Origin of the sequence: Octadecabacter arcticus 238 (assembly GCF_000155735.2) — a bacterium.
GTDB lineage: Bacteria > Pseudomonadota > Alphaproteobacteria > Rhodobacterales > Rhodobacteraceae > Octadecabacter > Octadecabacter arcticus.
In genome coordinates this window covers 3,151,297-3,164,834 of sequence record NC_020908.1, presented here as the reverse complement: position 1 = coordinate 3,164,834, position 13,538 = coordinate 3,151,297, and the positions used below count along the sequence as shown (strand labels likewise).

Annotated in this window: 14 protein-coding genes and 3 pseudogenes; 2 read left to right on the top strand and 15 right to left on the bottom strand. The window is 53.4% G+C overall.

The annotated features are described in order from the left end of the window. Nucleotides 1–19: 19 nt before the first annotated feature. Together OA238_RS16365 and OA238_RS16360 are read left to right on the top strand one after the other, a co-directional pair. Nucleotides 20–316: a transposase gene (locus OA238_RS16365; RefSeq protein WP_015495240.1), complete on the top strand. Its 297-nt coding sequence runs from the start codon at nt 20–22 to the stop codon at nt 314–316. Next, nucleotides 313–1,212, top strand: a complete 900-nt coding sequence (locus OA238_RS16360; RefSeq protein WP_015496029.1) for an IS3 family transposase — start codon at nt 313–315, stop codon at nt 1,210–1,212. The genes OA238_RS16365 and OA238_RS16360 overlap by 4 nt, the downstream gene beginning before the upstream one ends. A 2-nt stretch (nt 1,213–1,214) precedes the next feature. On the opposite strand, the gene OA238_RS16355 is transcribed toward OA238_RS16360, so the two are convergent. The 15 genes and pseudogenes from OA238_RS16355 to OA238_RS16280 form a co-directional block, all read right to left on the bottom strand. Next, a complete protein-coding gene (locus OA238_RS16355; RefSeq protein ID WP_015496028.1) occupies nt 1,215–2,018 on the bottom strand; it encodes a nucleotidyl transferase AbiEii/AbiGii toxin family protein in 804 nt (267 codons plus the stop codon). Between the two features lie 2 nt (nt 2,019–2,020). Next, nucleotides 2,021–2,617: a DUF6088 family protein gene (locus OA238_RS16350; RefSeq protein WP_015496027.1), complete on the bottom strand. Its 597-nt coding sequence runs from the start codon at nt 2,615–2,617 to the stop codon at nt 2,021–2,023. Between the two features lie 376 nt (nt 2,618–2,993). Further along, nucleotides 2,994–3,191, bottom strand: a complete 198-nt coding sequence (locus OA238_RS16345) for a hypothetical protein (RefSeq protein WP_015496026.1) — start codon at nt 3,189–3,191, stop codon at nt 2,994–2,996. 680 nt (nt 3,192–3,871) lie between these two features. Then, nucleotides 3,872–4,537: an HAD-IA family hydrolase gene (locus tag OA238_RS16330; RefSeq protein ID WP_015496025.1), complete on the bottom strand. Its 666-nt coding sequence runs from the start codon at nt 4,535–4,537 to the stop codon at nt 3,872–3,874. Nucleotides 4,538–4,726: 189 nt separating this feature from the next. Further along, nucleotides 4,727–5,119: a dihydroneopterin aldolase gene (locus tag OA238_RS16325; protein ID WP_015496024.1), complete on the bottom strand. Its 393-nt coding sequence runs from the start codon at nt 5,117–5,119 to the stop codon at nt 4,727–4,729. A 39-nt stretch (nt 5,120–5,158) separates the two neighbouring features. Beyond that, nucleotides 5,159–5,422 carry a hypothetical protein gene (locus tag OA238_RS16320; RefSeq protein ID WP_015496023.1) on the bottom strand — a complete coding sequence of 88 codons (264 nt, stop codon included), beginning with the start codon at nt 5,420–5,422 and terminating at the stop codon, nt 5,159–5,161. Between the two features lies 1 nt (nt 5,423). Continuing rightward, complete coding sequence (locus tag OA238_RS16315; protein WP_245581332.1) at nt 5,424–5,690, bottom strand: hypothetical protein; 267 nt, start codon at nt 5,688–5,690, stop codon at nt 5,424–5,426. Nucleotides 5,691–5,861: 171 nt separating this feature from the next. Continuing rightward, nucleotides 5,862–6,446: pseudogene (locus tag OA238_RS30395) on the bottom strand (IS5 family transposase); the annotation flags it as partial. Between the two features lie 231 nt (nt 6,447–6,677). Then, nucleotides 6,678–6,883 (bottom strand): annotated as a pseudogene (locus OA238_RS31875) (IS5/IS1182 family transposase); the annotation flags it as partial. Nucleotides 6,884–6,921: 38 nt separating this feature from the next. Beyond that, entirely contained in the window at nt 6,922–8,169 is a 1,248-nt protein-coding gene (locus OA238_RS16305; protein ID WP_015493820.1) for an IS256-like element ISOan6 family transposase, read from the bottom strand. A gap of 104 nt (nt 8,170–8,273) precedes the next feature. Then, a pseudogene (locus OA238_RS16300) lies at nt 8,274–9,086 on the bottom strand (IS5 family transposase); the annotation flags it as partial. 56 nt (nt 9,087–9,142) lie between these two features. Continuing rightward, nucleotides 9,143–10,141, bottom strand: a complete 999-nt coding sequence (locus tag OA238_RS16295; RefSeq protein WP_015496020.1) for an ester cyclase — start codon at nt 10,139–10,141, stop codon at nt 9,143–9,145. 4 nt (nt 10,142–10,145) lie between these two features. Then, on the bottom strand, nt 10,146–11,027 hold the full coding sequence (locus OA238_RS16290; protein WP_015496019.1) for a carbohydrate ABC transporter permease: 882 nt from the start codon (nt 11,025–11,027) through the stop codon (nt 10,146–10,148). Nucleotides 11,028–11,029: 2 nt separating this feature from the next. Next, nucleotides 11,030–12,058, bottom strand: coding sequence for a carbohydrate ABC transporter permease (locus OA238_RS16285; protein WP_015496018.1), 1,029 nt, complete (start codon nt 12,056–12,058; stop codon nt 11,030–11,032). A gap of 78 nt (nt 12,059–12,136) precedes the next feature. Continuing rightward, entirely contained in the window at nt 12,137–13,375 is a 1,239-nt protein-coding gene (locus tag OA238_RS16280) for an ABC transporter substrate-binding protein (protein WP_015496017.1), read from the bottom strand. Nucleotides 13,376–13,538 lie beyond the last annotated feature (163 nt).

The following is a 13,538-nucleotide window of genomic DNA, read 5'->3' as shown; positions in this document are numbered from 1 at the left end:
TCCGTGAAAGGGGCACCAAATGGGACAACATCGACGCAATTATACAGACGATTATAAGGCAGCTGCAGTTGAGCGGTTATATGAGCCTGGTGCGACGCAAGGCAGCGTTGCCAAGGAGCTTGGGATCACTGGGACGCAGCTGAAGACGTGGCGCTTGGAAATTGAGGCGTTTGGCTCAGTTGAAGCCAAACGGCGTCAGCAGGCGGATGCGGCTGAATTGCTCCGCCTTCGCAAAGACAACAAGCGGCTTGCTGAGGAAGTGGAGATTTTGCACAAAGCATCCGCTTTTTTCGCGGCGCGGGCGGTGAAACCATGACGAACAAGCGTGCTTTCGTCACCGCCCATAAAGCTCAATACGCGGTTTCAATATTATGCCGTCTTCTAGAGATATCCCGGGGCTGGTTCTACGGGTTCCCAGCCAGTCAGCCTGCACGTGATCAGCGTCAAGCTAATCGCGACGCTCGGGATCAGGCGTTGCTTCCCAAGATAAAAACCTTCTTCAAGGCCAGTAAGAAATGTTATGGATCAAAGCGTATTCACCAAGACTTACTGGCGGATAGTGAGGTCGTCTCCGAGCGCCGTGTTGCGAGAATAATGAAGGAACACAAGGTGTCCCCGCTTCTTCGCAAGCGTAGAAAGCCAATCACAACGGACAGCAATCATAAGCTGAAGCCATCCCCAAACTTGTTGGAACAGAAATTCCACAGCCAGACGCCTAATGCCGTTTGGCTGGCGGATATCACCTATATCGACACGGACGAAGGCTGGCTTTATCTGGCTGGCGTGAAGGACATGGCCACGCGTGAGATCGTCGGTTGGGCGATGGAGGATCACATGCGTGCGGAGCTTTGCTGCGCCGCCCTCGAGATGGCTCTGGGACGCAGAGGCCCGGTTCCGGGATTGATACACCATTCCGATAGGGGCGGCCAATATGCTGGCGGGGACTATCGCAAGCTGATCAAAAAGGCGAAACTCACTCAATCCATGAGCCGCAAGGGCCAATGCCTCGACAATGCGCCGATGGAAAGCTTCTTTGCTTCATTGAAAAAGGAGATGGTTCACCAGCGGCGCTTTAGAACACACGCTGAGGCCAAGGCCGCCATCTTCGAATACATTGAGGTCTTCTACAACCGCCAGCGCCGTCATTCAGGCGTCGGCTACAAAACGCCAAAACAGGCTTTCGAAGATATGACTTGGAAAATGGCAGCATAGGGTCAATAAGCAAACTGTCCGGAAAACGGGACGAAGTTCACGCGATCCTTGGCCTCGTGCCCAATCAGCTGCGCCATATCGTAGTAGTGGCGCGACATTCGATCCGCGAGAGGCTTGGCGGCATCCTGATGGAAAAGCATGTGCAAAATGGTGGCTTTTTCCCAGAACGTGCGCTCGACGCCCAATACTTTCACGCCGACCTGACCGTCAGTCAGAAGATCGGGGAACGCTTGATGCAAGTATGGTGCAATGTCGATCTGCTCGGCAGGAAGTTGGACGCCACGCGCACCGAACTCAAAACGCACAATTGGTTGGATATACCCCGCAACGTTTCCAGCCATCGAAGGATACGCGAAGAGGATGGTCTGCGCGTCATTTGGGTCGACTGATAGCGTGAACTCAGGTTCTAAGTTGTCGTCAAACGCTGTTTGGATCTCAGCCAACAGCTGGCCGCCGACGGCGTCTTCCGCTACCTCCTGTAATTCCTGAAGCAATTTCTTTTGCTTCTTGCCTGACAGATCAGGACCGTCTGGGTCACGATCTCCGACAAAACCAAGCTGTTCTCGATCGAGCGAGAGGTCCACATCTTCAGAGAACCGGTGGATGACGTCATAGGCTTTGGAGAGGGATGTCCCGCCCTTAAAAATCATTTGTTCGCCAAAGGCTGGCAATTTGAAGAGCTTTTTGAGCGACCAGCAGACCCAGAAGTCTTTTTCGATGATTGCCTTTGACATTCCAAGCTGCGATGCAGCCTCTTGAAAGGCCTCGTTTCTGAGTTCTGGGGTGTCGTTGGCGAACTGTTCCATGCTTATGCGTGCGCAACAATCTGTTGCACGATAGGGTGCATCCAAGCAGGGACATGCCTGCTTTGCTTTGTCAGCAGCATCCGGTCCTTGTCATCCAGTGTGCGAGCAAGCTGGTCGACTATTTGGCTGTCTACACGATCCTTGCCAATATAACGCAATGCCTGGAAGACAACCCCGGTTTTATGGCCTGCGCCGACGAGCGTCTTGGAGGACGCGTTCCGGAATTGGATGACTTGCCGTCCAACTTTTTTGGTCCGCGTAGGGCCGTCTGTCATGTAGGTAGGCTTGGAGGGCACCTGAGTTGAAAGGCCCAATCGGTTGGCGGCCATTGATGGCGAGGGTTGCAGAATCTGACCGTCCTTACGGGCAACTGCCTTTGCGATATCATCTGTTGATGGCGACAGAAATCCGAAGCGAGGGCTCTTATTTGGGTAGTCGTATAGCCCCCGTGTAAGCCGTCGGATCACGCCCTGATCGGACAGACGCGACAAAGCTTGGTCCACGCTTGCGCGGGACCCGATATCAAGAAAGTCAGCTGGTGCAAAGATTGCCCCGCGTCCCTTTCCGATGATGCGTTGCTTGATATTCGACGTAATCATGTTTGAACTCCTTGTCAGAAAATAGGGTATGTTTTTCTGAAAGTCAATGAACTGTTGAGAGCGACAGGTCAGGTCCGTGCGGCAGGGATGAAAGCGTGAGGTAGCATGGAGGTGTCAAATTTACGCTACAGCGCAAACTTCTCTAATTTACGCTGTAGCGTAAACAGCCAGGAGTTAGAGTATTTGACGTATGATCTAAGGATCATAATTGAGCTTTATGACCTGAGTATCATAATCACGGCAGGAGAACTGATTTGCAAAACCTTGTTCGCACCCCCAAAAACCTTGGCCATGCAATCCGCCAGGCTCGTCGAGAGAAGAACTGGACGCAGGCTGAACTCTCAACGCGCAGCGGTGTTTGGTAACCGCTCCATTGTTACCGCGGTGACAGCGCCTTGATCCGGGTCACAAGGGCGGCGTCATCGACGAAGTCCTCAAGGAATTCCTGCCAGGTTTTGGTGTTGATACGAGCGGCTCGGATCATGTCCGTCAGCTCTTCCAACCCGTTATCAGTCAGGGCGGAAATTGTTTCGTCGGGGCCAAGGTAGACGCTCACGATGTTGCCATAAGGCACACCAAGACCCTACGGCTTCCTCCTAGTCATGTTTTCCAACGCGGGCCGCCATCGTTACAAAATGAAAAGCCGCGCTCAGGCCCCAATCGAAAAACCTGAAATAAACCGGACCTGTGCAGATGCGGCTATTGCTGACGCGGCATTTCCTCGCAGTTACAGCAGATTTCATGCCGCGATGTAGCCCAAGTCGCGGAAGCGGCCATTCAATGATAACGACGTCAGTGGATTTCAGACCGACCCTTCGCCGCATCTCGCACGAACTAGCAGAGGTTGGACAAAGCCGCCTTGTGCAGACGCGGCTATTGCTGACGCAGCATTTCTTCGCATGTGCAGCACCACGCATTTTGAAACGCATCGGGTCTCACCAAAACGGACATTGAGAGGGTCGAAATTGGGTATTCCCAAACCACGCTTCCGCCGCGCGCCGTTCCAATAATCAGGTTGCGTACAAAGCGGCTTTCCGCAAATGCGGCAATTGCTGACGCAGCATTCATCTGCAAGCGCGGCAGAGCGCACGTTGTAACGCAGCGGATCCACCAAAGCGGCCGTTAGGCGGGACAAAATAGGTTGTTTTAGGCCACCCTTTTGATGCGCTGAGAGCCAATTTATGGTTGTTTGTATCCGCTTTTGGTCCGTTCACCTCTCTATGTCGTTTGCCTCCTCAATGATTATGAAACGTCCTAATTACTCATGATCCATGTCTGCAGTGCGGCGACAATCCCAGTCTTGAAAACGGCGTCTGCGCCATCAAGGTCACCCAGTTCAGAATAGGCACCAGGAAGGCCGAACGCCCTCACGCCTGCTGTCTGGGCGGCCGCAACCCCATCAATATTGTCTTCGATAGCAAGGCTGTTCTTCGCAGCAACACCGGCCTGTTCAAGGGCAAATAAATACGCATCTGGTGCTGGTTTTTCGTTCATGCCTAGTCCGCGATGGGTGATGACATCGAAGGGCTGAAGACCCTGTGCCGCAAGTTTTGCAACAATGATATCTATGGTTGTTTTGTCGGTCGTTGAGATAAAGCCGGTTTTTAAGCCAGCGTCACCAGCCGCTTTCAATATAGCAATGACGTCGGGCAAGGGTTGCACATCACCAGACGCAAGATCATCGACAAAAATCTGCGATTTGGTCGCGTGCACCGCACCCGCATCAACGGTTTCATTGCGCGCGTGGGCGTAGGCCGCAACACGTTTGGCACCGCCTGATGTTTTCAGCATGCTGCGATACTCATCCAAATCCCAATGCCAGTCCAAAGCATGCTGCACAAACGCTTTGTTGAACGCATCATGTTGCAGTTCTGACGTTTCTATAACGCTGCCGATTGAACCGAAAAATAAAGCTTTCATTGAGGTATCCTTTCCAAGATTGAATTCCGTCAGCGCTCGATATCCGCACTGTCGAGACTGACACCCGTAAGGCTGTCAGCCAAAACAGCTCGTGCTGAGAAGCGGTAGATAGGGTTCGGTGAGATGTTTTCGACCCGCAAAGTGCGGGCTTTATGCGATCACCTTGCAATGGGCAACGCCTTTGGGGCGTCACGGCTGTGCGCGAAGGCGCGCAAAATCAACCTTATCGAGTGCCAGACGCACACCAACGCTCCCTGTTCCTTGATGAGCTGGAAATTTGCGAAGGTAAATCTCAATTGTCTGGATCGCGGGTCTCTGTGCACAAAGGTGGGCAATCTGGGACATCAGCCACTCTTGTGTTTCGCGATGACCCGTTTGCGCCAAAGCCTTCAGATTGGCAATGAGGGGATCATAATCGAATACATGCTCCATGCCATCTTGCGGGATCAGGACTTTTTCAGTGTCAATCTGCAACGTCAGATCAAGCACGTGATGGTCGGGCACCGGGTCGTTTGGCCCATATGTTCCAATATTTGTGTTTAGGATAATGTCTTTAAGCTCAATTGAGCTGGTTGTTGTCATTGGGCGGAGCCTCTGGCGTTTTTGATATAAGAAACATTATCAAACAGATAGGTTTGGCCTCACAATGGGCAACCCATGTTTCCACGTATTGGCGGCCTTGACGGTTTCATACACGCCCCCCCAAGCGTCGTCATCAAGGTGACGGATCAATTCCTGCGTCAGTCGCTTTTTGTACCGCCTTTGACGTCTTCGCCCTTTGGCCGCCGTTGCAAGCCGATCGGCCCGTTTATCCGAAACCAGATCATCAATATCATCGGCCACTTCGACGTTTGCGGCATCTTGCAGTGATGTTCGTTTCGCCATCCTAGGCCTCTTTTTTGATCACACGCGTTTTACCGCGCCACGCCAAGGATTGTTGGTTCAGCATCTCCAAATCAACTTTCCCTGACATGATCTTTTCGCACAGTGCGACCGCTGTCGCGGCTTGGTCCTTTGTAAGATGCCGATACGCAGGTCGTGGCAAATGATCGTACCAGACACCGCCACAGACCGCGTCGAGTACAATTCGTTGAAAAAAATGGTTATTCCAGACGGGCCAATGCTTGTGCGACGTCCGTGCAAGCGTTGGCATGGTTTCTTTTTTAAGCACCATTAGACGTCTACTTCGGACGTGACAAAGCCATTCTAAAACAAAGGGAAAGGATCAAACGAAAGACGCTCGAAGCACGCCGCTTGCATCACCGCCAGCGCGCCGCATAATGAAAACAACCAGATGAGCCAGACACTCTCCTAGGCTCAGGACTCATATCCAAAATATAACGGTTGCTGCGAGCATGATGGCGGAGAGGAATACCGTTGGGCTTCTGTCATTGCGTGTTGCGGCGCGTCTCCAATCTTTGACCCTGCCGAACATATGCTCGATACGGTTGCGTCGTTTGTAGCGCCTCTTGTCGTATTTAATGGTCGTCTTGCGTGATTTGCACTCAAGGATACAGGGGCGAGTTCCTTTTTCTATAAGGCCTTCTCGAAACCAGTCGGCGTCATATCGCCTGTTGGCAAGCAACCAATCCGCCCTGGCAGGCCATTCATTAGGGCAGCAGCGCCAGTATAATCGCTCACCTGACCTGCTGTGATAAAGAAGCGGACTGGACGTCCACGAGTATCTGTAACTGCATGATGCTTTGTGTTCATGCCGCCCTTGGTCTGCCCTATCAGACGCCCACGCCCCCTTTTTTTTACACCAGGCTTGAGGCAGTGCGGTGCGCTTTGAGGTAGGTTGCATCAATTGAGATTGTCTTATTATCAGGGGCCTGTTCTGCCAGCCCATCATGATCCGTGCAACCTCCCCCATGTCACTCCAACGCTTCCAGCGGTTATATAGGGTCTGCTAAGTTCAACTTGGCCGGTAGAACCATTTGCTGCAGCTTCTACTACTGGCTGTAAGCGCTTCAAGGTGTAAGCAAAGTACGGCTTAGTAACCCAGTCAGCGTTTGCACGCAGAATTGTTACATGGCTATCAGTCACACAAGAGCAGGCCGGAGGCACTTTAACGTGAGCTACGCGAGGCTTTGTTGCACAAATCGGCTTTAGGTCAGGCTTCCCTTTCCCGCGAACGGATTTACGCCACAACCTCAGTCTTGGTTATGCCAAGCGCCGTTAAGTCATTGAGGATCGCGGCGCAGATTTGAATCTCAGCAACCTGGCGGTCAAGTCCCGCGCCAAGAGGCGCTGACCAAGCAGTTTCATGCAATGCATCTTCTTTTCGACACGGCTACGGCAGTGGTATCCAGTCAGGTTCCGCCACAGGGCACGGTCCAGATACTTTGGAGTTATTGTCAAATCTGGTGTTTGAGTATTGTTGGTCATGCGGTGATCTGGTCGGGGTTTGTGGTTTCGATTCCGTCTTTGAACGTGACGCCTGTGATGACTTTTGCGAGGTAGTCAAAGCCGCGTAGCTTCCTCCAATTTTGCTCAGCACATTGCCCCAGTTTGAACATCATGTGCAGCATGCCATCGCGTGACAGGCAGCCCTTTGAACGCTTGGTACGATGCCGGATCGTCGCGAAGGCCGATTCAATTGGATTGCTAGTGCGGATGCTTTGCCAATGCTGCGCCGGGAAGTCGAAGAATGCCATGAGTTCCTCACGATCTTTTTGCAGGCATAGTGTGGCCTTGGGGTATTTGGGTTCGTAGGTTTTGATGAACAGATCGAACGCCTTTTCTGCATCGACTTTGGTCTCGGCCTGCCAGATGTCGTGCAGCGCGGCCTTGGCTTTTGGCTGAGACAGCTTGGGTAAACAATTGAGCACGTTCATCGTTTTGTGTTGCCAACAGCGTTGATGGCGGGTCTCAGGATAGACTTCGTCCATGGCCGCCCAAAACCCCATGGCACCGTCCCCGATGGTCAGTTTGGGCGCATTCATGCCTCGGCTTTTGAGGTTAAGCAGAACCTCGCGCCAGCTCTGCGTGGACTCGCGCACCCCATCCTCAATTGCCAGAAATCGCTTCTTGCCACGGGCAGTTACCCCAATAATAACAAGGGCACAGAGCTTGTCATCCTCGCCCCGAAGGCCGCTGTGAACGCCGTCGGCCCAGATATAGACGATGGGCTCGTCATCTAACTCAGCGCCTTTCCAAGCCTCGTATTCATTGGCCCAATCGCGTTTTAAACGCGAAACCGTATTAGCCGACAAGCCAACGGCATCTGGGCCCAGAAGAACCTTGAGGGCGGGAGCCATCTCGCCGCTGGAGATCCCTTTGAGGTAAAGCCATGGCAAGGCCGCTTCCAGCGTCTTCGTGCGGCGCACATAGGGCGGCACCAGGGCAGACCGGAATGTCACCGGTGTGCCGTCCTTGGACCGAACCTTTGGAATGCGCACGCTCACAGGGCCAATGCCCGTTTGAAACGGGCGGGCCGGATGATGTCCATTACGCACGACTGCCGCGTGACCGGCATCGGTGCGTAAGCCGGTAAATTGCGCCAAATAACTGACAAGCTCAGCCTCAACTGCTGTCGCGATCAATTGTTGTGCTCCCGTTTTCAGCAACTCCGTCAACGCGTCCGTCATCTCGTCTCGACGCGCAAAATCAACAATGTTAGTAGTTCCCATGGTGGTGTATCTCCTTTGGTTGGGCTGCTGTCTTCCAACAACAATTCAACCAGATACGCCGCCAACCTTCAAACCACTCAAACACCAGTTTCAGTCATAGCTCGATACTTTGAGGACCGCACCGCTTCGTTGCGCGCTCGTGCTCCTGCCGTGTTAGGCTTCCGAAGCTTGGCGTTTTTGCGGGGCCGGATAACGGCATGGGCGTTTCGGGCTGCAATCGCATCATGGCATTTGCGCGTGTCGCAAGCACCATCCACTGCCCGGCAGTGCATGTTTACATGCATGAGAGGGGGCGGTGACGCTGCCAAGGTCCTGGTCCGGAGAGATATGGTTGAGCAAGTCTGGCAGCATAGGCGCATCGCCGATCCCGCTGCTCGTTACCTCAATGGCGCGTATCTCCAGCGTTTCCTCATCGATACCAATAAGTATCGTGCGCCACAATCGGCGTTTGGACCCGCCGTGCTTGCGCACGTTCCACTCACCTTCGCCTTCAGCTTTGATGCCTGTGCCGTCCACCAATAGGTGTAACGGCCCTGCCGACGCCTTGTACGGGATGGCAACTGATAATGTTCTCTGACCCCTCTCGGCAGATTTGCGCTGCAAATCGCCTGCCGGGCAATTGACGACACAGGGTGCTGAAGTCGGGCACCGACCAATCCAGCCCAGCACGTTTCAGCAGGCTCTCAACAAACCCAGTCGTCTACCACCAAGGGCAGACCGAATAAGACTTTGAAGGTTAGACAAGCTTGAATGGCAGCATCACTGTAGGTTTGCTGACGCCCCCTTCAACCAGACACCTCAACTTCCCGAACCATCAGCGGATCAAACCAGATCGATAATGATCCTCGTTGTTTGAGTGAAAAATTGTAATCTGCCCAGTTCCGGGTCTTGTACTTCGTCTGTGTCCAGCTGCTCATATCAGCTTGCTACTACACTGGATTCATACAGTGAACGATCTGTCAACAAGGCCACGTCATTGACTGGCGTTCAGGCGCTCTAACACATCCAAACCTTGTCCCTTCAGCCAGTGGAGAAGGTCGATAAAGACCCAGTTTTCAGATAATTTTTCCCCACCGCGCCGGTAGATATCGACCACGCGAAACTCGCCTGCCTTGCCGGTCGGAGTCAAACCCATAAAGCCACCAGTGGCCGTGGCTGAAAAGTTCGGCCAACCGAAAAAACCGCCAAACTCACCCTCAGCAAGCCGGCACAAATGCCCGGTGCCTGTGCGGTTCGTAAAGCTGGCGCGAAATGGCCCTGCATGTTGTTCGGCATAACGGGCAATCGTGTAGGTCGAACCAATGCCAGCAGGCCCCCACCAGGTCATATCGTCATTCCACGTGCGTGCCAGTTCATCAACCAAGGGCAAGCCCGATTGCCAAGTACCCAAATCATTGATCATTGCGTTTATCAACGCGAGGGTTTTGTCCCCTTCCGCAGGGGCCTGAACATCATTCATCAGGCCGCTATGTGTAACCGGACCAGGCTGGACCATATGGGCTGCAGTTTGCGGTGGGAACGGGTTCACACCTGCTTGGATCATAAGGTGCGGGATATCGCAGAACATCGCGGTCTCAACCACTTTACCATCTTCGACCTTACAGAATTCGGCATAGCGCAGAAACGCTATTTTGCGTGTTGCAGGGATACCAAGCCAAGACGCATCATGCAGCCCCATCAGATGGCCCATCGAGACAACCCAGACAGATTGGAAATCATCCATCTGGTTGCGTCCCGCCATAAAGATATCTTCGCGTCGCGTTAGTGATGTGAGTGCGGTTTTGAGAGGAGACCAAAACACCTCTGCCACCTCGGCGGCGCCTCTGCGGATGTCAAACGGATGCATGCCGCGCCATAGATAATCGTTGCTGACGTGGGCGGAGATCGCGCTTGCAGCCGCATCGGGATCGGCTAAATCAACAGCGGCCTGATAGGCGCGAACGACCGCTTTTTCGTCTTGAAAATCTGACATAGGATTACCCTTTGACCGCGCCTGCGGTCAGGCCGCTGACGATTTGACGTTGGAAGAACAGGATCAGGACAAACAACGGGGCCGTGGCCGAAACCACTGCCGCAACCGCAAACATCACGTTCCCCTCGACTTGTGTCGAGCCGAGGAAGCTTGCGATTTTGGGGATCATCGTCTGGTTTTCTTGATTAAGCAGCAAAGCCGTCACAGTGAAATCATTATAAGCCAGAAGGAACGAAAACAGCCCCGTCGTGATCACGCCAGGCCACATGACGGGCACGATTACATGACGAAAAGCTTGAAACCTCGTACAGCCATCGACCATGGCGCTTTCGTCGAGATCCTTGGGAATGTTCAGGAAAAATGAGTGCAACATCCACAAGGTGAACGGCTGGTTAATCGCGACGAGGACAATGATGGTCGTCGGGATATGCCCCCAAAGGTTCCATTCAAAGAACGGCAAAAGATAGCCCGATACTAGCGTAATATGCGGCATGGCGCGGAACACCAAGGCCAGCATCAACAGCCAAAACGCGTAGCGATAGCCAGAGCGCGCCAGCGCATAACCGCCCAACGTGCCAAGGGTCAACGAAATGATCACGGTAAAGAAAACAATGATGCCGGTGTTCAAGGCTGCGCGCCAAAACTCCTTTTCAATCCAAGCCCCTGTATAGCCTGCTCCGGTAAACTGCCCGCCGGTTTCAATCTCCGTGCGGGTACCCCAGATCGCGTTCATCCAGTCCGCTTTGGAAAAGAAATCGCCCTGCACTTTGAACGACCCCCAAAGGGTCCACAGGAACGGAAATGCCGCGACTACGATCCATGTCAAAACAAGGCATGACGAGATGATGACAAGCGGCGTGGACCGCCTTTGGGATGCAATTGCCATGATTATACCGCCTTGCGATTAAAGTCGCGCCAGGTGCGGATCAGCACAGGCGTCAGTAGGATCGCAACACCGATCACAGTCAACATTGATGTCGCTGCAGCGGAGGCATATTGCGCGTTATCCCCCAGTAAATCGCCATAGATTTCGGTCGATAGCGACGAGGCGTTGGCCTGTGCGGAAAAGCCGATGATCGGCTCGAACACGCGGAAATTGTCCATCAGCTGGATCAATGCGACAAAGACGAACAGCGGCCCCATGTAGGGTATCACAACATAGCGAATACGCTCCCAGCGGCTCGCCCCGTCGATCATCGCAGCCTCAAGCGTTTCTTCGGGCACGGTTTGCAGACCTGCGTAAAACACGACAAAGGCGAAAGGGATGCCATGCCAGATGCCGTAGGTAAACAGGGTCAACCAAGTCAGCAACCGCGACGCTTTGAGTGACAGCGCAGCATCGTCAAAAATATATTGCAGCCCTTTGCCCAAAATACCGTCCGCATCAATCATCCAGTACAGGATCAGTGACCCGATCAGCGGTGTGACGATCATCGGCAATAAGGAGATAAAAATCGTAGGTCCCTTAAGCAGTTTGGGCAAACCGTTCACACCCAAGGCAACCGCTAACCCCAACAAAATCACCAGCGGCGTCACCACGGCCGTATAAGCTATGGTAAATGCCAGCGCCTTGTAAAACGGCAGGTTCATCACCTTGGAGAAGAACTCACTCCAACCGTCGGTGCCGGACCATGCGACCGCAATTTCAGCCGTGGCCAGATGCCCACGATCAAAATAGGTGCCAAGCCCGTTGAACCGCCCCAGAGGGGCCGCATCCTTAAGCAATGCCGTCGCTTCAACATCGACAGATGTGCTTTCGGTGCAGCCGAAGGGGCCGCAATTTTCAGAGACAATCAAGACCTGCTCGTGCGCGACGTGAAGCGATTGCACAATCACGGATACAAGCGGGAAAGCGATGAACAAGAGCATCGCTAAGGCAGAAGGCAAGATGAACCAAAAAAAGGTACGATGGGGCATCGGCTTCAGCCTAACATTCAGGAGAGCAGGGGAAAATATGATCGGGGCGACACTGTCGCCGCCCCGATCTGATGGGTATTACTGAACGAAACCTTGCTCTTTCGCCGCGGTGATATAGGCGGCTGTCACATCAGCCAAAGCCTGCTCTGCGCTTTCGGAGCCTTGCAAAAACTCTGCAAGGTTATCGCCAAGTGCAGAATGCATCAGGCCAACATATGGCAACATAGGATACGGTTTTGCACCCGCTTGTGCCGATGCGATCACGCCTGCGGATGAAGGTGTCGCGAGATAGGATGGGTTCAACCAAACGGCCGCGTCTTGGTTCGCTTCAACCACGTCTGAACCGATGCCGACCATCATTGCCTGAAAGCTGGCCGCCGCATCTTCGTCAGATACGTTGGACGCAATAGCGAAACCGTCCCACCACAATGTTGTCGCAGGTGTCGCGTTGCCGCCGAATGACGGGGCTGCTGACAGCACTGTCGTGCTGACGATATCGCTTGATGACCCTTCGTCGTCCAGAACCGCAGCCCCGCGAGAGCCCCACATCGTGGCCAAGGCCAGATCGCCTGCTTCCCACAAAGCTTGGGTCGCGTTAGAATCGAAGGTCAAGAAGTCGGGGTTAGAATATTCAGTCAAGCTTTTGAGCATGTTCAAAGCGGCGACGCCCTGTTCATTTTCAATCGTTGGCATAGCAGTGCCTGCTTCAAACAGTTCACCGCCGGTGCCCATATACATGTTGATGAATTCTTCAGCGAGGTTCCAGCCTGCACCGGTGTTCAACGCGACGGGGTGCTCCATAATGCCAGCGGCACGGATTGCCTCGGCAGCGGCAAGCACCTCTTCATAGGTGGTCGGCACGGCAACGCCTGCAGCTTCCAAAACGTCAGACCGGTAGAACAGGTGCTGCGCGTTGGCCATGAATGCCACGGCCATTACCTTACCATCAACAGTTACTTTGTTCACGCTGGGCAGGTCTGGCGCATACTGCGCGATGAGATCGTCCAGCGGACGGATCAAGCCATCGTTCAACAAGGCCACGATGGAAGAGTTCGCAACAACCGCAACGCTGTATTCCGCAGGATTGCCGCTCATGCCTGGGGCGTTCAATGTCTGGTGCTCTTTGGTCAGGTTTGCTGTCACGGTCAGGCCGTCAACTTCGCAGGCCTTTGCTGCATCTGTGATGGCGTGGATGGCTGGAAAATCATTGCCAATAATCGACACATTTCCAGCACCAATGCCACAATCTGCAAGGGCGGTGGTGCCTGCGAGAACGGCAAATGCCGTACCAAGGGTGGCTGTTTGAATCATTTTCATGAAGGTCTATCCCTAACGTTGCTGTGCCCTACATAGAAATGCAGGAGATAGTTGATTTTGATTGCCGACCAAAGTCGGATTGATGATCTGGCGAATCAAAACTCGCCTGAATACGTAAGCAATTTAATTCCCAAAATACCTCATGATGCAAGTCTTTTCTACA

Bases quoted from the DNA above. Each gene is read 5' to 3' on its own strand.
- OA238_RS16365 (WP_015495240.1), top strand. From the start codon at position 20: ATGGGACAACATCGACGCAATTATACAGACGATTATAAGGCAGCTGCA.
- OA238_RS16360 (WP_015496029.1), top strand. From the start codon at position 313: ATGACGAACAAGCGTGCTTTCGTCACCGCCCATAAAGCTCAATACGCG.
- OA238_RS16355 (WP_015496028.1), bottom strand. From the start codon at position 2,018: ATGGAACAGTTCGCCAACGACACCCCAGAACTCAGAAACGAGGCCTTT.
- OA238_RS16350 (WP_015496027.1), bottom strand. From the start codon at position 2,617: ATGATTACGTCGAATATCAAGCAACGCATCATCGGAAAGGGACGCGGG.
- OA238_RS16330 (WP_015496025.1), bottom strand. From the start codon at position 4,537: ATGAAAGCTTTATTTTTCGGTTCAATCGGCAGCGTTATAGAAACGTCA.
- OA238_RS16325 (WP_015496024.1), bottom strand. From the start codon at position 5,119: ATGACAACAACCAGCTCAATTGAGCTTAAAGACATTATCCTAAACACA.
- OA238_RS16320 (WP_015496023.1), bottom strand. From the start codon at position 5,422: ATGGCGAAACGAACATCACTGCAAGATGCCGCAAACGTCGAAGTGGCC.
- OA238_RS16315 (WP_245581332.1), bottom strand. From the start codon at position 5,690: ATGCCAACGCTTGCACGGACGTCGCACAAGCATTGGCCCGTCTGGAAT.
- OA238_RS16305 (WP_015493820.1), bottom strand. From the start codon at position 8,169: ATGGGAACTACTAACATTGTTGATTTTGCGCGTCGAGACGAGATGACG.
- OA238_RS16295 (WP_015496020.1), bottom strand. From the start codon at position 10,141: ATGTCAGATTTTCAAGACGAAAAAGCGGTCGTTCGCGCCTATCAGGCC.
- OA238_RS16290 (WP_015496019.1), bottom strand. From the start codon at position 11,027: ATGGCAATTGCATCCCAAAGGCGGTCCACGCCGCTTGTCATCATCTCG.
- OA238_RS16285 (WP_015496018.1), bottom strand. From the start codon at position 12,058: ATGCCCCATCGTACCTTTTTTTGGTTCATCTTGCCTTCTGCCTTAGCG.
- OA238_RS16280 (WP_015496017.1), bottom strand. From the start codon at position 13,375: ATGAAAATGATTCAAACAGCCACCCTTGGTACGGCATTTGCCGTTCTC.